Below are 18199 nucleotides of genomic sequence, written 5' to 3'. Positions count from 1 at the left end.
TCTGGACGCATGTTCGCACGAACCCTCGTCAATGCCCTTGCAGTGGCCATCGCCACCTGGCTGATATCGGGCATCATCCTTGCGCCCTGGGATCCTCCGGCCAAGCAGGCACTCAGCCTCGTGATCGTCGCGCTGGTGCTCGGCTTTCTCAATTCCTTCGTCAAGCCGATTCTGCACTTGCTCGGATCCTGCCTGATCGTGATCACCTTCGGCCTGTTCCTGTGGGCCATCAACGCGGCGCTGCTCATGCTCACCAGCTCGCTGTGCGGCGTGCTGGGTGTGGGCTGGCAGGTGCTCAACTGGAATTCCGCCTTCGGCGGCTCGCTGATCATCTCGGTGGTCGCGATGGTTCTCGGGCGCTTCCTGCCTGCGAGCATCCGATGAGCACACCGAGCGGGCGGCCCTGGATTGTCTTCGTCTGCTGGGGCAACATCTGCCGCTCCACGATGGCCGAGCAGGTGATGCGGGCGAAGCTCGCTGACGTGGGGCTCGGGGCGAGTGTCGGCTCGGCCGGGGTGAGCAGGGAGGAGCAGGGCAGCCGGCTCGACTCTCGCGCCGCGCAGTGCCTCAGGGCGCACGGCTACGAGATCGGCGATCACCGGGCGCACAAGATCACCTCCGAGGAGCTGTCCGCCGATCTGCTCATCGCCATGGAGGGCATGCACTCCGCACGGCTGCTCTCGATGGGCGCGGACGACTCCAGGGTGCACCTGCTGACCGACTTCATCCCCGGACGCGAGGGCGCTGCCACGCCTGATCCCTGGTACGGCGGACGCGCAGAGTTCGAGGCCACCCTCGCAACGATCGAAGCGGCCGCACCCGGCATCGTGGCGGCTGTGCGCGAGCTGGCCTGACCGGCGGCCCTGGACGCGCTGCAGAATCATTGCCGGGCGCAGCCCCCGACCATGCAAGTACATCCTGGGTAGGCTGGCTCCATGACTCTCTTTCTGGTGGGAGGCGGCCCCTCACAGGCGACGGGGCCGGTGGTCGACCATTTCGTGGCCGCTGCGAAGCAGCGCGGCAACCGCGTCGCCATCGCGATCCTCGGAACGCAGTCAGAGGCGGGCGGCTACCTGAATTTGTACGCAGACCCGATCGTCCAACGCTGGCCCGAGGTCCTCATCGAACCCGTCTGGCTCGTCGACGAGGACGAAGGCCAGATCGTGTGGCCGGCCAATCCTGAGGAGCTGGCCGGGCTGGTGGTCGCCGCGGGGTGGGCACCCGGCTATTTGGACGCCCTCATGCCGCACAAGGACACCATCACCCGGTTGATCCGCGGTGGTACCGCCTATCTCGGCTTCAGTGCCGGTGCCCAGGTGGTGGCGAAGAAGGCCATCGCCGGTGGCTGGCAGTGGCACGGCCGGGCCATCGGACCGGAGCTGGCAGGGGACGGCTCCACAGAACTCATCGTGCGCGAGGGCCTCGGGCTGGTCGGGCCGGCCATCGATGTGCACACCGATTCCCAGCATCTGCTGGAGCGGGCCATCTCCGCGCTGCTGGCAGGCCATGCCAGTTCTGCAGTGACCATCGACGAGGACACCGGTCTCACCGTCGACGTGACGAGCGGCAGCACCGAAATTCTCGGACCGGGGGCGGTGCACTGGCTGACCCGTGATGGTGACGAGGTGCGGGTACGCAGTTCGATGGCCGTCATCCCCGATCAGGCCACTACGGCCTCCTGATGGTGCAAGCTATGTCCATGCAGATCTTGGTGGTTGACGACGACCAGGCGGTGCGCGATTCCTTGGTGCGCTCCCTGCAGTACAGCGGCTACGAGGTTGAGACCGCCGAGGATGGCCTCGCGGCGCTCGCCCAGCTGTCCACCGCACGCCCGGATGCGGTGATCATGGACGTGATGATGCCCCGCCTCGACGGGCTCGAGACCACCAAGATGCTCCGCTCCACCGGCAACGACGTGCCAATCCTCATCCTCACGGCGCGCGATGCGGTAGGTGATCGGGTGGATGGGCTCGACGCCGGAGCAGACGACTACCTCGTCAAGCCGTTCAGTCTGGACGAGCTGCTGGCCAGGCTGCGGGCACTGACCCGGCGGTCCCACCCCGACCAGGAACCGGTCAGCGAGGCGCTCGTCTTCGCAGACCTCAGCCTCGACCCGCAGACCCGCGATGTCACACGCGGCGAGCGGCACATCTCCCTCACCCGCACCGAATTCGCCCTGTTGCAGACCTTCATGACCCATCCCCGGCGGGTGCTCGAACGCAGCTGGCTGCTCAACGAGGTGTGGGGTTTCGACTTCCCCACCACGGCGAACTCCCTCGAGGTCTACATCGGCTACCTGCGGCGCAAGACCGAGCAGGACGGCGAACCCCGCCTCATCCACACCGTGCGTGGTGTGGGCTACGTGCTGCGCGACACGACACCGTGATCGATCTGTTGCACCGGCTGTGGGATTTTCGCCACCGTCGCTCGATCCAGGAACGTCTGGCCTCGCTCAGCGCGGCCGGAGTCGCCATTGCAGTGTTCGTGGTGGGAGTCACGGCCTATTTCGCCACGCAGAGTTCTCTGTACCAGGAGATGGATGACGAGCTGATCGGCGTCGCGGGCCTGATGGTCAACCCCATCGCCTCGGACATCGCCGGGATGGGCGGCCTCAACTCGTCCGCCCTGCAGGCTGCGAATGTGAACATCGTCCTGGTCAAGGCAGACCGCTCCATCGTGAGGCTGCAGAATGCGCAGCTGGACATCGAGCCCGGTGCTCCCGAGATCGCCATCGCGCGGCTCCAATTCGGAACCTCGACCCGCACCGTGGAACTCGGCCCGAATGGCGCCATGTACCGGCTGGTTGCGGTGCCCCTCAAGAGCGAGGACAACGGCTACTACGCACTCGTGCTGGCCCGCCCGCTCTCGCCGCTGCTGTCCACACTCCACCAGTTGCAGATCATCATGATCAGCCTCGGTGCACTGTTCATCGTTGTCGGCGCCGCAGCCGGCCACCGTGTCGGCTCCGCAGTGATGCATCCGTTGAGACGGCTGTCGCTGGCCGTCGCGCATGTCACCGAAACCGACGACCTGGCCCCGATCTGCTCAACCCGGCAGGACGAACTGGGCGATCTGTCGCGCAGCTTCGACACCATGATGCATTCGCTGGCGTCCAGCAGACACCGCCAGCAGCGCCTCATCGCGGACGCAGGCCATGAGCTGCGCACCCCACTCACCTCGATGCGCACCAATGTCGAGCTGCTGGCAGCCGACGAGAAGACGGGCATGCTTCCGGAGGGCGCCCGGGCCGAGATCCTCACCGATGTGGCGGCCCAGCTGGGTGAGTTCACCTCCCTGGTCGGTGACCTCGTGCAGCTCAGCCGCGACGACGTGGTCACCCCGAGCCTGGAACCACTCAACTTCGCTCACGTGGTCAATGCCGCCGTGACAAGGGCGAAGAGACGCGGCAACGGCCTGACCTTCGACGTCGTCACGCGTCCCTTCTATGTGGTCGGCGAGCCGGACACCCTGGAGCGGGCGGTGACCAATCTGCTGGACAATGCGGTCAAGTTCAGCCCCGAGAACGGCACTGTGCACGTGAGACTGGACGACGGCACACTGACCGTCTCAGATGAGGGCCCGGGCATCGCCGAAGACGATCTGCCGCACATCTTCGACCGCTTCTTCCGGTCCAACAAGGCCCGCAACACCCCTGGCACCGGTCTCGGCCTTTCGATCGTCGCCCACACCGTGCAGGCGCACGGCGGGCAGATCAGCGCCGGGAACATGCCCGGCGGTGGTGCCCTGTTCACCATGAAACTGCCTGCGGCCCCGCCGGAGGCTCTGGAGGAGACCCTCACCTGATGCCTGGCCCCATGCTGGAGGGGCACGCCGACATTCACAGGTTCTGACCGCGAGGGGCGAACCATGCCCTGCTCGGTCGTTCTCGGGCTGATGGCGATGGACGCCAGCCAACTTGGCCGACGGGCTGGTCAACTGGGTTCAGGTGCTCTTCTCGTCCCGCCAGAAACGCCCCACCGCGATCATGTCGGCACGCAGGGCATCCGCCGTCGACAGATCCACCTGGTGCTCGAAGCCTTCCGGCAACTGGAAACCCTCATCGACGACGATGGCGCGAGCGGTGGCGATGTCATTGACCGCTCCGAGTTCGTCCTGGAATTGCTTGAACCCTTCGATGATGGCTGCGGCTGACTGCGAATCGGGCCAGAACAATTCCGCGCTCACCTCGCAGGCGTAACGCAGTTTCTTCGCGCGAATCCTCACCTGGTGCAGGGCATGGAAGGACAATGATTCCACGTCGCGCGAATTCTTCAGCCAGCTCTTCCACCAGTCATCCAGTCGATCGACACAGAATTTCTGTGCCCGACGATGCTCCGGCCCCCGCCAGGACTGCTTGCGTACCGCCTTACGTATCGTGTCGAAAGGCTGCGTCCACTCCCGGGTGGGTAACTGCCCGAGCACATCCTGGGCCAATTCTTGTCTGCGTTCCACCAGCAATCGGCGCAGTTCGGCCGCGTCCCTGACCCGGACAGGCGCCTTGCCCTCGGCCATGTGCTCCAGGAAGACGTCCACATCCCGCAGTCGGCCCAGCGGCAGCGCCTGTACCCGGATGTCGCCACGGGCCTGCTCGACTTTGCTCCTGACCAGGGGATTGAGGAAGGACAGCAGGGCGCGCAGCCGCCGCACGGAGACGCGCAGATCGTGCACGGGATCAACGCCCTGGTCCTCGCGGAACTCCGCTGTCCTCTCGTCAATCGCATCCAGCAGCTGCTCCAGTGTGTGGGACACGAAAAACCCGGCGCGCCAGTGATTCTTCTTCGATGTCGCGGCACTCATACACCCAGTGAACCGCACCCGGAGCCGCGCAGAAAGGCCATGCGGTTATTCCCATTCGCCCGATAGCAGAGGTGAAACGCGCCTGCGGAACACTTGTCACCAGTCAACCGAGAATTCGCGAGGAATTGCGTGATGAATCCGAATGAGCGACCCACGAATCTCTCAATTGCCGCTAGCATCCCGGGCATGAAGCAATCCACCACAGTTCGTCGATGCCTTGCCGCAACCGCCTCTGTGCTCCTGCTGCTTTTGGGAGCCTGCGCGCCGTCGACATCACAGAGCTCGAGCACCCCCACGGGTTCTGCCACGGAGACTTCGTCGAGAACTCCCACCCCGAGCGCATCGACTCCACCCGCCACGGGTTCGATCACCGTCCTGGCGCCAGGCACCCTCGCCAACGCCGTTCCGGCGCTCAACGGGTCCTTCACTTCTTCCAACCCGGATGCCACGGTGACGCCCAATCTGGGCCATTCACCGGCGCAGGTCATCGCTCTGCAACAGGGTTCACCTGGGGATGTCTTCATCACCATCGGGGCCGACTCGATGGTCCAGGCGCAGTCGTCCAGCCTGCTGTCCAGCAGTCCGGTGATCTTCGCTCGCAACCGCTTCGTGATCGTGGTGCCCAAGGGCAACCCCAAACACATCACTGCGGTGTCGGACCTGCCGAATGTCACCACGGTGCTCGCCGACACCTCCACCCCTGGCGGCATGATGACCGACCAGCTGCTCAAGAAGGACAACGTCACGGTCAACCCCGTCTCACGTGAGCAGGGCCCGCCGGCCGTCGTGCAGAAGGTCGCCACCGGCAATGCCGATGCGGGACTCGCCTTCGAGACCGACGTGCAGGGCAACGACCAGGTCGAGGGGATCCCGATTCCTGACGATCAGCAGGTTCCGGTGCTGTACGAGGCCGCGACGCTCGCCAAGTCGAACAATCCGAAAGCTGCGCAGGCCTATGTCAACTTCCTGAACAGCGCGGCCGGGCAGCAGGTCCTTCAGGGCATGCAATTCCTCGCTCCCTGATCCATGACCGAACGCGGTGGACGGCGCGACGCTGCAGGCGATGCCCAAGGTGCTGCTGCGGGCGGTGCACAGGATGGCGCTGCGCGCCGGGGTCCGCACCGCGCCAGGCACTCACCGGCTGCAGCGAAAGGACAATCCCTTCCGCTGTGGTCGGTGCTGCTGGGCAGCATTGCCGTCGCCTTCCTGGTCTTCCCGCTGATCGGCCTGCTGGCCAATGTGCACTGGTCACAGGTGCCTGCACAACTCTCCAAACCCACCGTGCGCAGCGCTCTGCTGCTCTCACTGATCTGCCCCACCGGAGCCACCATCCTCGTCGTGATTCTGGGCCTGCCGCTCGCCTGGTTGCTCGCCAGGGGCGAGTTCCCCGGGGTCAAGGTGCTGCGGGCCTTCGTCATGCTGCCGATGATTCTGCCGCCGGTGGTCGGCGGCGTCGCCCTGCTCTATGCCTATGGGCGCGGCGGCCTCATCGGCTCATGGGGTTATCGTCTGCTCGGTATTTCGCTGCCCTATACGACGATGGGTGTCATCGTGGCCTGCTCCTTCGTGGCGATGCCCTTCTTCGTGCTCACCGCCGAGGCCGGCCTCAGTCACGTGGGCATGACCTACGAGGAGGCAGCCCAGACATTGGGGGCGAGCCGATGGCTCATCCTGCGCCGCGTCACGCTGCCGATGCTCGGGCCCTCGCTGGCTGCCGGTGCAACCCTCACCTGGGCGCGCGCACTCGGTGAGTTGGGGGCCACCATCACCTTCGCCGGGAACCTTCCCGGCACCACCCAGACCACGCCACTGGCGATCTTCCTGGCCCTTCAGACCACGCCCGGGGATGCCGTGGTGCTCAGCCTGATGCTGTTCGTCATCTCGCTGCTGGTGCTCATCGTGCTGCGCAAACACCAGGCGGCACCCGCGTGAGCGGGGATCTCAGGGCCGACATCGTGGCTCGCCAGGGCACTTTCACCCTCGATCTCCTGGTCACTCTGGAGGCCAGCCGGGTGTTGGCCGTGGTGGGCCCCAATGGCGCCGGCAAGAGCACCCTGCTGCGCTGCCTGGCGGGCCTTCGCCACATCGACGAGGGCACCATCACCGTTGATGAGGTCACCTGGGACAACGCTGCCACACGGGATTTCACCACACCTGCGCACCGTTCCGTGGGCGTGCTCTTCCAGGACTATCGGCTGTTCCCCACCATGTCGGCACTGGAGAACGTGGCCTTCGGACTGCGCGCCCGCAGGATGGCCAAGCGCGAGGCCGAGGCCGTCGCGCGGGACTGGCTGGAGCGGGTGGGCGTGGCCTCCCGTGCGCAGGCCAGGCCCGATGCGCTGTCCGGTGGCCAGGCCCAGCGGGTAGCGCTGGCCAGAGCTCTGGCGCCGCAGCCCACGGTGCTGCTGCTCGATGAGCCCTTCGCCGCACTGGACGCCCAGGGCAGGCTGGAACTGCGCACCGACCTGAGTGACATCCTCGATGCCTTCAGCGGGCAGGCGGTGGTCGTCACCCACGATCCGAACGACGCGCTGGCGCTCGCCGACGAGCTGCTGGTGCTCTCCGGCGGGAGGGCGGTCGACCGTGGGCCGATGGCAGAGGTGATCCGGCGTCCCCGGTCGCCTTTCATCGCGCGTCTGCTGAGCCTCAACCTGGTGGCCGGGCAGGTTCGCGACGGCCAGGCACAGCTCGGACCATTCAGGCTTCGCGCGCCGGGTGTGCCCGATGGGCCGGTGCTGGGCTGCTGCCAACCCGAGGACGTGCAGGTGCTCGATTCAGCTGCCGAGGAGGCGGCGCCAGCCACCGTGACCCACCTGGTCAGGCAGCGTCATGGTGCGCGCGTCAGCCTTGCTCCTCATCGGGATGGCTCCGGCGATGGCGACGAGACCGGTTTGATCTCCGACATCGCCGCTGCTCCGGAGAATGCGCCCCGGCCCGGCAGCTCGGTGTGGATCCACATCCCACAGCACAGCTGGGATGTCTATCCGGCCCAGCCGGGCGAAGCGGATAGCTGAGACTGCGCAGTCGAGGAGGTCAAGGGGCGCAGCATGCGGACAACTCGGCTCAGCTGCGACGGCTGCGACGCGCGCCAGCGACCGCTGCGGAAAACACGCTGACCACCGCAAGAATTGCCAGTGCAGCCAGTCCCTCACCCCGGCCGCCACGACTTCCCTGCGCGCGGTTGGCGCCTGCACCCCGTCGCGGGGCATTGAACCTGAGGGACATCTGCGCTCCTTGCTGGATCGGCGCGAGTTGAATCGGTGTGGCCGGGCACGTCAAACCCACATCAGGGTACAGCGCGGCAGCCATCCGACTTTCCTCCAGCGAGGGGGAATCGACGGCGGCCCGTGGATGCGGAGTGGTCCGCGATGAGGCTGGCAATCATCAGATCCGCAGGCGGTTGCGGGGCACTCTCGCAAGCTCTTCGTGGGTCGTCAGCGTTCAGCCATCCCGGCTGGGCACGCTTGCCCACGAGAACCGCGTCCCGTCGCCTGCCCGGTCCTGCTACGCCAGACTCCATCCAGTAAAGTCGGGGGCATGGACGAGGGCGTGTCATCTGCCGATTCTGCTGCGGCAGCAGAAAACACACCTTCAGAGGATTTCACGACCTTCTCTTTTCGCATCATTGCACTGGCCGGTGAGGCGCACAGCTTCGCCATGCAGTCGATCAAGGCCGCACGAGCTGGGGATTTCCCCGAGGCAGCCTCACTGCTGGAACATGCCGAGAAGGATTTCTCGGACAGCCACGACATCCAGACCGAGGGGCTCACAGTGCAGGCTCGCGGAGTTCAACTGCCCGTCGACATCCTCCTGGTTCATGCCCAGGACCACCTCACGATGGCGAACATGGCCATTGAGAACGCCCGGGTGTTCATCGACCTGTACCAAAAACTCGCAACCGCAACCGATCACCCGCATCCCATGGAGGAATGACCATGACCAAGATCAAGCTTTTCTGCGCAGCAGGAATTTCGACGGCAATGGTGGTGCGCAGCCTGCGCGAAGCCGCCGAGAAGAAGGGTGTCGACGCCGAGGTGGAGTCTGGCCCGATCTCCAGCATTGGTGCCGAGACCAAGGACAGCCTGGACGTCGCGCTGCTCGGCCCGCAGGTTGGTTACGAGCTGGACCACGCCCGCGAGGTGCTGGAGCCCAAGGGCATCAAGGTGGCGGTCATCCCGATGACCGATTACGGCCTGGTTCGCGGCGAGGCGATCCTGGACCTGGCCACCGGCCTCACCCAGGGCTCCTGAGCCCGCACAGCTGCTGGGGGTGGCCCGTTGCTCCAGGCTTCGGCTTGGTTCCACCGTCGGTACCCCTTGCGCACATCTCATCCTGAAGCGCCCCGGGCATCGCCGCATGTCGGCGCAGCCGGGGCGTTTCTGCTCGTGAAGCCTTCTATTCAGCGCTGGAAGATGCCCGGCAGACGGTAGCCGCAGCGGGTGCAGAGATTGTTTTCGTCAATGTGTTTCGTGCCGATGGCATATCTGTCGCGCTCGATGAGGGTCTGACCGCAAGCCGGGCACCAGGTGCTCTGGCCCTGGGGGTCGTGCACATTTCCGGTGTAGACGAAGTGCAGCCCTTCGGCGAGCGCAATGTCACGAGCTCGCTCCAGGGCGGCCGGCGAGGTGCTCGGTACGTCTCTCATCCGGTGTGAGGGGTGGAAAGCCGAGAAGTGCAGCGGCACCTCCGTGCCGAGTTCGGCGGATATCCAGCGGCACATGGCCGTGAGTTCATGGTCGGAGTCGTTGTGGCCGGGGATCAGCAGCGTGGTCAGTTCAACCCAGGTGCGTCCCGAGGCGACCACCGAGCTGATCGTGTCGAGCACCACCTGCAGCCGCGCCCCTGTGATGCGTCGATAGAAAGCGTCGGAGAAGGCCTTGAGGTCGATGTTGGCGGCGTCCATGCAGCCGAAGAATTCCGCACGCGGTTCCGGGTTGAGGTATCCGGCGGTCACCGCGATGCTCAGCAACCCGGCCTCGTGGGCGGCGTGGGCCACCTCAATGGCGTACTCGGCGAAGATGATGGGGTCGTTGTAGGTGAAGGCGATCGCCTGGCAACCCTCTCTCAATGCGGTCTGGACGATGTGTTCGGGACTTGCTTCAACCTGGAGCGCCACCATCGAGGAAGCGGTGGAGATCTGCCAGTTCTGGCAGAACCGGCAACCGAGGTTACAACCGACGGTGCCGAAACTCAGCACTCTGGTGCCGGGCAGCACGTGGTTGAGCGGCTTCTTCTCGATGGGATCGATACCCAGCCCCGAGACTGGCCCTGCCACGTCGAGCCACAGCTGATCACCGCGCCGGGCGCGCACGAAGCAGAAACCGCGCTGGCCGTCACGCAGCGAACATGCTCGGGGGCACAGATCGCAGCGCAGCCGCCCGTCGGGAAGGCGATGCCACCAGCGGGCCGGCAAGGCATTGGCGGGCGGCGCACTGTCCGTGCCGCCGCCATCTGTGAGATCGACCGGATTCCGGATCATCAAGAGTCCTTGTGATCATGGGCGAGCATGTCCTCGCCTGCCAGATCGGTGTAGGCGGTCACCGTGTAGCGCTCGGCGGTTGTACTGCCGGCCCACCGATCGGCGCGAAGCCCGGCCTTGTGCCGAAGCGCCTGGAGGAATTCGTGTGGATCGGGCAGCTGCTCCCACACCTGGGGGAGGAAGGTGGCGCGATGGTGTCCCTCGCGCAGGATCACCCCGTCTGTGCCGGGACGCAGCGCAGCGATCAGTTCGTCCTCGGTGCGCGCAGGGACGGGTTCGGGTGCGCCGAGCACCGAGACCTCCACCGCGGTGCCGGGGTACTCATCTGCCCCCAGGGGAGGGAAGCGCGGATCCTCGAAGGCCGCATTGTGGGCGTTGCGGGCGACATCTTCTCGCAGTGGCCGGTAGGCGGTCAGCGAGCCGATGCACCCGCGCAGCGCTCCCCCGATGGTCAGCGTGACGAAGCTCGCGCCGTCCCGGTCGAGCCACGCCGGACGGCCAGGCCGGCCTGATCCGACGGTGGTGGCTTCAACGTCACTCGTCACAGCGGGTTCGTGATCGCGCGTCGAAGCGGGGCTGCCCGTCCTCTCGATGCCGAGCTCCTCCTCCAGGGTGCGCCTCGCAATGCCGACGAGAACCGCGCCCGCGTCGCCGGGCAGGGCATCCACCGCCTGGTCGTCGTTCTTGGTCATGAGGCCTCCTGGAAGGCGAAACTGGCGTAGCCGACCACCCGAGCGCGGTCGCCAGCGGTGTCACCACTGTTGCGCGCAGCAAGCAGTGCGGGATGCAGTTCGTGTGCGGCGGCGACGTGCAGCAGGCCGTCCATCGGGTGGCAGCCGCAGGCCTGCTCGGGTTGGACGCTGTCGTCGAAAGCGAGGATCTGGTCGATGGTGCCGGCATCGATACGGCGGGCCTCCTCGTAGCGGTGAAAGTGCGACATGTCGGAGCTGATGATCACGATGGTCTCCGGGCCGCCCCACAGGGCGTTGAGAAGAGCACCGACCTCGGCGGGTGTCGCGCTGCCGACAGCCACCGGCAGCACGCTGGCCTGCGGGCAGACGGTCTGCAGGAAGGGCAGCTGCACCTCCAGGCTGTGCTCGTACTCGTGCACATCCGGCCGGGTGACCACCATCGGCACCGCAGCGGCAGCCTTGGCCAGCTCGGCGTCGACGGTCACCTCGCCGAGTGGGGTCTCGAAGAGGTCGCATCCTGGCAGCGCCATGCCACGGATGCCCACTCGGTGTGTGGGGCCCAGCAGCACGATCATCTCGATGGTGCGGTCCCTGAGCAGGGCGTATCCGGAGGCGGCGGTCGAGCCGGAGTAGACGTAGCCCGCATGCGGCACGATGAGCGCCTTCACCTGAGAGGGATCGAGCTCGGCGGGCGGTGGATCAGCCGCCTCGAAGGCACTTGTCAGGGCCTTTTCCAGCGCCCTGGGCCGTGCCGGGTAGAAGCTTCCCGCCACTGCCGGCGGCCTGCTGGTCATGGTCCTCACATCCTCACCTGCGGGACCGACACTGGCCGGCCCTCCCCACCGATGGTAGGCACACGCCGGTCCCGTCGGCGGTGGATCATCGATGGCGACGCGGTGGGGGAACACGGCAGCGGCATGAAAGGCAGGTCAGCCGCAGGGCGTATGCACATCCCACCGCTGGTACCGGCCCCACCCTGCGTCAACTGGTCGTCATGGTGGAACCCCGGGGTATGGATGTGGCCTCCGCAGCTGCAAAGCATCTGACGCTGCTTCCGGGGACATCCGCACCCCGGTCAGTTCATGGGGTGAAGCCCGATCACAAGGCCTTTCCCGAGCCTCGGTTAACCTGATTGAGTGAGTGCGCAGTATCCCCTGCCAGGCCGTGATGACGGTACCGGCAACCCCGATACGCCCCAGGTGCGCCGCGACGGAACTCTTCAGAACATCTGGCGAACCCAGCTGCTGTCCCGCCTCGCACCGCTGGGTGTGGTCGGCAGTTACATCAACTCGATCGGCCAGATCGTCGAGGCCCAGATCTCCACCCTGCTGAGGGTGGAACGACACTTCACCGTCGACCCTGCAACGGTGCCCGAGACACTCGTGTGTACGCCCGGCCGGTTCCGCCCGCAGCTGTTCGGCACCCTGGTGCTGGAGAACGGCCAGCGTCGCGAAGTCCAGGGCAGGATCAGCGAACCCGGCTATTACTGCCTGATCGACGAGCATGGCGCCCATCACCTCGTCATCTGTACTCCCGACCGCCTGCGGACGCCTGACAAGGGCTGGGGCCTACAAGTGCAGCTGTACGCAGCCCGCTCCAACCAGTCCTGGGGCATCGGCGACTTCCGAGATCTCGCGCTGATCTGCAGGCAGGCCGCCACTCTGGGCGCCGATTGCGTCCAGGTTTCCCCGGTGCACGCGGTCGCGCCGGTCAGCTCGCCGCAGGCCTCGCCCTATTCGCCGGCCAGCCGCAACTTCCTCAACCTGCTGCACGTGGCCCCGGGCGCGGTGCCCGGGGCCGAGCGGATCGACCTCAGCGATCTGTCCGCCGCCGGACGCGAGCTCAACCAGTACCGCATCATCGACAGGCCCGCGGTGTGGTCGCTGAAGAAACAGGCCTTGGAACGCATCTGGCAGCAGGTGCGCAATGACACGAACCCCGAGCTGCGCAGCTACTGCGCCCGCCGGGGCCACGTGCTGCGAACCTTTGCCGCCTGGTGCGCGATCGCCGAGCACCAGGACTCGTCGGACTGGCGCAGCTGGCCTGAGGAGCTGCATCATCCCGGCTCACAGGCGGTGAAGCAGTTCACCCTCGAACACCGCGACCGTGTGCTCTTCTACATCTGGTGCCAATGGGTGGCCGATCTGCAGTACGCCCAGGCCTGCACCAGCGGAGTCGAGGTCATCGCCGATCTGGCGGTCGGATTCGACCTCAACTCGCAGGACGCCTGGGCCTACCAGGACGAGCTCTGCTTCGATTTCGAGATCGGCTGCCCGCCCGACCTGCTCAACCCCGAGGGCCAGCGATGGGGCCTGCCCCCCTTCCAGCCGCAGAAACTCGTCCAGGCCGGCTTCGTCCCCTTCATCGACATGCTGCGCGAGGGACTGGCGCACGCCAAGGCCCTGCGGGTGGATCACGTGATGCAGCTGTGGCGGCTGTACTGGATTCCGGTGGACGGCTCGGCGTCCGAGGGCGTGTACGTGAACTATCCCGTAGACGCCATGCTCGCCATCCTGCGGCTGGAGGCCGCGCGCGCCGGAGCGTGGGTGGTCGGGGAGGACATGGGCACCGTGCCCAGCGGGGTGCAGCACAGCATGCGCGACATCGGACTGCTGGCCAATCGCTCGGCGAGCCGCACCTCGCCTGCCGATTTCCCCGTGCTGTGCGTGGGCACCTCGTCGACCCACGACCAGGTGACGCTGGCCGGCCTGCTCACCGGCTACGACGCGGATCAGCAGCGCAAGATCGGCAAGGACACCGACTGGGAGGCGTTCGAGCAGTCCCGCCGCGGCGTCGCCGAGCTGGCCGGGATCGACCCGGACAAGCCGTCCGAGCGGGTGACCGAGGAGGAGCTGCATCGGGCGGTGCGGGCGAGGTATCAGTCCCTGGCGGACTCACCGAGCATCATTGTGCTGGCCTCGCTGGAGGACGCCTCGCTGGTGCGAGCACGCCCGAACATCCCGAGCATCGTGGGCAGATATCCCAATTGGTCGATCGCGCTGCCCAGGCCGGTCGAGGAGATCATGATCGGGCCGCTCATCCACGATCTCGCGGGGATTCTGGGTGCCCGTCGCTGAAGGTGCGCCCGGGGGTTCTGCAAGGGGACATCATCGCGTGCACCCCTTCGGAAAACACCAAGTTGTGGTTGCCTTGAGCCATGACACGAAGCCAATACACCTTCGAGAACCCCGTGACGCGATACCCGCAGGTGGAAGCCCCTGAGAAGCATGTCCCCGAGCCGGGCACCGACACGGACCTGGAGCCGCACGCAGACCACGGTGAGGAGACCTATCGGGGGTCCGCAAGGCTGCTGAACCGCAAGGCGCTCATCACCGGTGGCGACTCCGGCATCGGCGCGGCGGTGGCGATCGCTTTCGCCCGCGAGGGCGCGGATGTGGCGATCACCTACCTGCCCGACGAAGAGGACGACGCCCAGCACGTGCGCACCCAGATCGAAACCGCCGGGCGCAAGGCCGTGCTGCTCCCCGGTGATCTCACCGACCGGGACTTCTGCACCCAGCTCGTGAACAAGGCGGTGCGCGAGCTCGGCGGTCTCGACATCCTGGTGAACAATGCCGGCAAGCAGTTGTTCTGCGAGTCCATCGAGGACCTTCCCGACGAGCAGTTCGAGCAGACCCTCAACACCAATGTGCTGGCGATGTTCCGGATCACGAAGGCCGCGATCCCCTACCTCGAGCCGGGGTCGACGATCATCAACACCACCTCGGTGCAGGCCTACCAGCCGTCGCCGCTGCTGCTCGACTACGCGACCACCAAGGCGGCCATCAACGCCTTCACCAAAGCGCTCGCCTCCCAGCTGGCCTCCAGGGGCATCCGCGTCAACGCCGTGGCGCCGGGGCCGATCTGGACTCCGCTGCAGCCCAGTGGTGGCCAGCCCCACGAGAAGCTGGCTCACTTCGGCACCCAGACCCCCATCGGACGCAGCGGCCAGCCGGCCGAGCTGGCGCCGGCCTATGTCTTCCTCGCCTCTGCCGAGTCCAGCTATGTGCTGGGCGCGACGATCGCCGTGACCGGTGGCATGCCGACGCCCTGATCACCGGAGCCTTGCACCGAAGCACCTGAACGCACGGGACACGGGAAGAGCACCACATCAACTCAACCCAACAGCATCACTTGGCGGCTTCGAGCGCCGGCAGATTGCTGTTGATGCCGTCCACCGATGCCTTGGCGTCGCCGAAGAGCATCTCGGTGTTGTCGTTGAAGAACAACGGGTTCTGCACACCGGCGTAGCCGGCATTCATCGACCGCTTGAACACGATCACCCGCTTGGCGTCCCACACGTGCAGCACGGGCATGCCCGAGATGGGCGAGCCCGGTTCCATGGCGGCGGGATTCACGGTGTCATTTGCGCCGATGACCAGGGCGACGTCGGTGTCCTTGAAGTCGTCGTTGATCTCGTCCATCTCCATGACGATGTCGTAGGGCACGTGGGCCTCGGCGAGCAGCACATTCATGTGGCCCGGCAGGCGCCCGGCAACCGGGTGAATGGCGAAACGCACCTCGGTGCCCTGGGCCTGCAGCTTCTTGACCAGCTCGGCCACCGGATACTGCGCCTGGGCGACGGCCATGCCGTAGCCGGGAGCGATGACCACCGAGCTGGCATTGCGCAGCTCCTCGGCGGCGCCTGCGGCGTCCACCTCCTGGATGTCACCCTGCGGACCCGAATCGGCGCTGGCAGAAGCCTGACCGAAGCCGCCCAGGATCACCGAGACGAAGGAGCGGTTCATGGCCTTGCACATGATGTAGGACAGGATCGCGCCGGACGCCCCGACGAGCGCCCCGGTGACGATGAGCACCGACAGGCCCAGGCTGAAGCCGCTGAAGGCCGCGGCCCAGCCGGAGTAGCTGTTCAGCATCGAGATGACCACGGGCATGTCCGCCCCGCCGATGGCCGCCACCAGGTGGATGCCGAGCAGCAGCGAGACCACGGTGAGCAGGATCAGCGGCAGCCAACCGCCGCCGTTGGCGAACCAGATGCCACAGGCGATGATGGCGACCAGGCCACCGAGGTTGAGCCAGTTGCGGCCGGGCAGGGTGAGCGGTGCCGACTTGATGTTGCCGGACAGCTTGCCCCAGGCGATGATCGAACCGGTGAAGGTGACGGCGCCGATGAAGATGCCGATCCACATCTCGTACATCGAGAAGGCGTCGGCGTTCGGGTGCTCGATGTAGGCATTGATGCCCACCAGCACTGCGGCCAGACCGACGAAGCTGTGCAGCTGGGCGACCAGCTCGGGCATGCCGGTCATCTCGACCTTGGCGGCCTTGAACAGGCCGATGGAGGCACCGATGATGATGGCGATGACCATGAGGATCCAGGCGATCGGCCTGGTGTCCTGGTGGGCCATCGACACGGCCGAGGCGATGACTGCCAGCGCCATGCCGAGCATGCCGAAGGCGTTGCCACGCCGTGACGTCTCATGCCTGCTGAGCCCGGCCAGCGCCAGGATGAACAGCAGGCCGGAGACGATGAATGTGGCGTTGATGAAATTGCTGACGCTTGCCTGAAGAAGCACCATCGGTGATCACGCCTTCCTGAACATGTTGAGCATCCGGCGCGTCACCGAGAAGCCGCCGAAGATGTTGATCGATGCGATGAGCACACCGAGCGCGGCGATGATCATGATCGCCGGATTGTCCTTGGGCAGCTGCAGCATCGCGCCGACGATGATGATGCCGCTGATGGCATTGGTGACGCTCATCAGTGGCGTGTGCAAGGCATGCGTGACATTCCAGACCACGTAGTAGCCCACCACGACCGCCACCACGAACACCCCGAACAGCTCCAGGAATGAGGACGGTGCGAAGGTGAGCAGCGCGATGAGCACCAGGGCCAGCACGCCGACGATGGCGAACGACACGTACCAGGGCTTCGGCGGTTTCGCGGGTGCCTCGGCTTTCACCGGAGCAGGCGCCGCGGCAGCGACCGGAGCGGCGGACACCTGGATGGGCGGCGGCGGGAAGGTGATCTGACCGTCCTTGGCCACCGTCATGGTGCGCAGCACCTCGTCGTCGAAGTCGACGACCAGGTGGCCATCCTTCTCGGGGGTGGCGAGCTTGAGAAGGTTCACCAGGTTGGTGCTGTACAACTGGCTGGCCTGGCCGGGCAGCCGGCTTGCCATGTCGGTGTAGCCGATGATCGTGACGCCGTTGTCGGTGGTGTACTTCTCGCCCGGGCGGGTGAGCTCGCAGTTGCCGCCACCGAGTGCGGCCAGGTCGACGATGACCGACCCGGGCTTCATGGTGCTGACCATCTCGGCGGTGATCAGCTTCGGGCTGGGGCGTCCGGGAATGGCCGCGGTGGTGACGATGACATCGACCTTCTGGCACTGGTCCGCGTAGAGCTCGGCGGCGCGCTTGTTGAAGTCGTCGCTGGTCTCCTTGGCGTAGCCGTCGGAGCTCACGCCCTGGTCGGCGCCGGCGGCACGCACGTGCACGAAGGTGGCGCCCATCGACTCGACCTGCTCGGCGGTCTCGGGTCGCACATCGGTGGCATACACCTCGGCACCCATCGAGTTGGCCGCGCCGAGTGCGGCAAGACCTGCCACGCCGGTGCCGATCACGAAGATCTTTGCCGGAGGGACCTTGCCCGCCGCGGTGACCTGGCCACCGAAGGTACGTCCGTAGGCATAGGCAGCCTCGACGACCGACCGGTAACCGGAGATGTTGGCGGTGGAGCTCAGCGCGTCCATCGACTGGGCGCGGCTGATGCGGGGCACCATGTCCATACTCATGCCGGTGACACCGGCCTTCTGCAGGGCCTCGACCAGGCCGGGGTTCTCCCGGGGGTGCAGGAAGGTGATGAGGGTGGCGCCCGCGTGCATTGCGGACAGTTCCTCGACGCTGGGCTCGTTGACCGCGAGCACGATGTCGCACCCCCAGACGGTGGCGGTGTCGGCCAGCTGCGCGCCGGCCGCTTCATATTCGTGGTCGGGGAGAGAGGCCCGCTCACCTGCACCGTGCTCGACAACAACCTCGTAGCCCAGTGTGGTGAGTTGGGGCAATGTCTTCGGGGTGGCGGCGACCCGGCGTTCGCCGGGCAGCGATTCCCTCGGAATGCCTATTTTCATGGGGCTGAGATTACCGGCGGCCTCGGACACGCCTCACACCGCCACGGCTGCTCCCTGTGAGACGCTCACCGGAAGCCCGAAATCGCTTGTCGCAGCCCATATTCCGGAGGCCTTCAGTCCTGTGCCCGCCAAGGAGTGAG

Annotated in this window: 19 protein-coding genes; 12 read left to right on the top strand and 7 right to left on the bottom strand. The window is 66.2% G+C overall.

All coding sequences use genetic code 11. The features are described from left to right. The first annotated feature begins 9 nt into the window (after window positions 1-9). The 5 genes from ABF648_RS01620 to ABF648_RS01600 all read left to right on the top strand — a co-directional run bounded on the left by ABF648_RS01620 (window position 10) and on the right by ABF648_RS01600 (window position 3804). Window positions 10-384 carry a phage holin family protein gene (locus ABF648_RS01620; protein ID WP_415630547.1) on the top strand — a complete coding sequence of 125 codons (375 nt, stop codon included), beginning with the start codon at window positions 10-12 and terminating at the stop codon, window positions 382-384. Continuing rightward, window positions 381-854 carry a low molecular weight protein-tyrosine-phosphatase gene (locus tag ABF648_RS01615; RefSeq protein WP_415630546.1) on the top strand — a complete coding sequence of 158 codons (474 nt, stop codon included), beginning with the start codon at window positions 381-383 and terminating at the stop codon, window positions 852-854. Before ABF648_RS01620 ends, ABF648_RS01615 begins: the two co-directional genes overlap by 4 nt. Window positions 855-935: 81 nt before the next feature. Continuing rightward, complete coding sequence (locus ABF648_RS01610; protein WP_415630545.1) at window positions 936-1682, top strand: hypothetical protein; 747 nt, start codon at window positions 936-938, stop codon at window positions 1680-1682. 17 nt (window positions 1683-1699) lie between these two features. Next, complete coding sequence (locus tag ABF648_RS01605) at window positions 1700-2386, top strand: response regulator transcription factor (protein WP_415630544.1); 687 nt, start codon at window positions 1700-1702, stop codon at window positions 2384-2386. Continuing rightward, window positions 2383-3804 carry a sensor histidine kinase gene (locus tag ABF648_RS01600; protein WP_415630543.1) on the top strand — a complete coding sequence of 474 codons (1422 nt, stop codon included), beginning with the start codon at window positions 2383-2385 and terminating at the stop codon, window positions 3802-3804. The genes ABF648_RS01605 and ABF648_RS01600 overlap by 4 nt, the downstream gene beginning before the upstream one ends. A gap of 138 nt (window positions 3805-3942) precedes the next feature. Here the strand turns inward: ABF648_RS01600 and ABF648_RS01595 are convergent, their stop codons facing one another. After that, the gene (locus ABF648_RS01595) at window positions 3943-4797 is read right to left on the bottom strand and encodes a CHAD domain-containing protein (RefSeq protein ID WP_415630542.1); all 855 of its coding nucleotides are present in this window, start codon (window positions 4795-4797) and stop codon (window positions 3943-3945) included. A 186-nt stretch (window positions 4798-4983) separates the two neighbouring features. Here ABF648_RS01595 and modA point away from each other — a divergent pair, with 186 nt between their 5' ends. Genes modA through ABF648_RS01580 form a run of 3 tightly spaced genes read left to right on the top strand, consistent with a single transcriptional unit; the run spans window position 4984 to window position 7811 of the window. Beyond that, complete coding sequence (gene modA, locus ABF648_RS01590) at window positions 4984-5820, top strand: molybdate ABC transporter substrate-binding protein (RefSeq protein WP_415630541.1); 837 nt, start codon at window positions 4984-4986, stop codon at window positions 5818-5820. 3 nt (window positions 5821-5823) lie between these two features. After that, window positions 5824-6729: an ABC transporter permease gene (locus ABF648_RS01585; RefSeq protein WP_415630540.1), complete on the top strand. Its 906-nt coding sequence runs from the start codon at window positions 5824-5826 to the stop codon at window positions 6727-6729. Next, a complete protein-coding gene (locus tag ABF648_RS01580; RefSeq protein WP_415630539.1) occupies window positions 6726-7811 on the top strand; it encodes a sulfate/molybdate ABC transporter ATP-binding protein in 1086 nt (361 codons plus the stop codon). The genes ABF648_RS01585 and ABF648_RS01580 overlap by 4 nt, the downstream gene beginning before the upstream one ends. A 49-nt stretch (window positions 7812-7860) precedes the next feature. On the opposite strand, the gene ABF648_RS01575 is transcribed toward ABF648_RS01580, so the two are convergent. Next, window positions 7861-8022: a hypothetical protein gene (locus tag ABF648_RS01575; RefSeq protein WP_415630538.1), complete on the bottom strand. Its 162-nt coding sequence runs from the start codon at window positions 8020-8022 to the stop codon at window positions 7861-7863. 312 nt (window positions 8023-8334) lie between these two features. Between ABF648_RS01575 and ABF648_RS01570 the strand changes: the two genes are divergently transcribed. Further along, complete coding sequence (locus ABF648_RS01570; protein ID WP_415630537.1) at window positions 8335-8730, top strand: PTS lactose/cellobiose transporter subunit IIA; 396 nt, start codon at window positions 8335-8337, stop codon at window positions 8728-8730. Window positions 8731-8732: 2 nt separating this feature from the next. Then, a complete protein-coding gene (locus tag ABF648_RS01565) occupies window positions 8733-9047 on the top strand; it encodes a PTS sugar transporter subunit IIB (RefSeq protein ID WP_415630536.1) in 315 nt (104 codons plus the stop codon). A 149-nt stretch (window positions 9048-9196) separates the two neighbouring features. Here ABF648_RS01565 and amrS read toward each other — a convergent pair whose 3' ends face one another. Genes amrS through amrB form a run of 3 tightly spaced genes read right to left on the bottom strand, consistent with a single transcriptional unit; the run spans window position 9197 to window position 11762 of the window. Further along, window positions 9197-10276, bottom strand: coding sequence for an AmmeMemoRadiSam system radical SAM enzyme (gene amrS, locus ABF648_RS01560; RefSeq protein WP_415630535.1), 1080 nt, complete (start codon window positions 10274-10276; stop codon window positions 9197-9199). After that, entirely contained in the window at window positions 10276-10968 is a 693-nt protein-coding gene (gene amrA / locus ABF648_RS01555; RefSeq protein WP_415630534.1) for an AmmeMemoRadiSam system protein A, read from the bottom strand. The genes amrS and amrA overlap by 1 nt, the downstream gene beginning before the upstream one ends. After that, entirely contained in the window at window positions 10965-11762 is a 798-nt protein-coding gene (gene amrB, locus ABF648_RS01550; RefSeq protein WP_415630533.1) for an AmmeMemoRadiSam system protein B, read from the bottom strand. Before amrB ends, amrA begins: the two co-directional genes overlap by 4 nt. Window positions 11763-12104: 342 nt before the next feature. On the opposite strand from amrB, the gene malQ reads away from it, so the two are divergent. Further along, a complete protein-coding gene (gene malQ, locus ABF648_RS01545) occupies window positions 12105-14045 on the top strand; it encodes a 4-alpha-glucanotransferase (RefSeq protein WP_415630532.1) in 1941 nt (646 codons plus the stop codon). A gap of 80 nt (window positions 14046-14125) precedes the next feature. Further along, entirely contained in the window at window positions 14126-15022 is an 897-nt protein-coding gene (locus tag ABF648_RS01540) for an SDR family oxidoreductase (RefSeq protein WP_415630531.1), read from the top strand. Between the two features lie 76 nt (window positions 15023-15098). Here ABF648_RS01540 and ABF648_RS01535 read toward each other — a convergent pair whose 3' ends face one another. After that, window positions 15099-16508, bottom strand: coding sequence for an NAD(P)(+) transhydrogenase (Re/Si-specific) subunit beta (locus ABF648_RS01535; protein WP_415630530.1), 1410 nt, complete (start codon window positions 16506-16508; stop codon window positions 15099-15101). Window positions 16509-16514: 6 nt separating this feature from the next. Then, on the bottom strand, window positions 16515-18059 hold the full coding sequence (locus tag ABF648_RS01530) for a Re/Si-specific NAD(P)(+) transhydrogenase subunit alpha (protein ID WP_415630529.1): 1545 nt from the start codon (window positions 18057-18059) through the stop codon (window positions 16515-16517). Window positions 18060-18199: the final 140 nt, after the last annotated feature.

It is taken from the genome of Propionibacterium sp. (genome assembly GCF_047719395.1).
Lineage (GTDB): Bacteria > Actinomycetota > Actinomycetes > Propionibacteriales > Propionibacteriaceae > Propionibacterium.
Note: the sequence above shows the minus strand (reverse complement) of the source record. Positions and strands in the feature narration are given on the sequence as shown.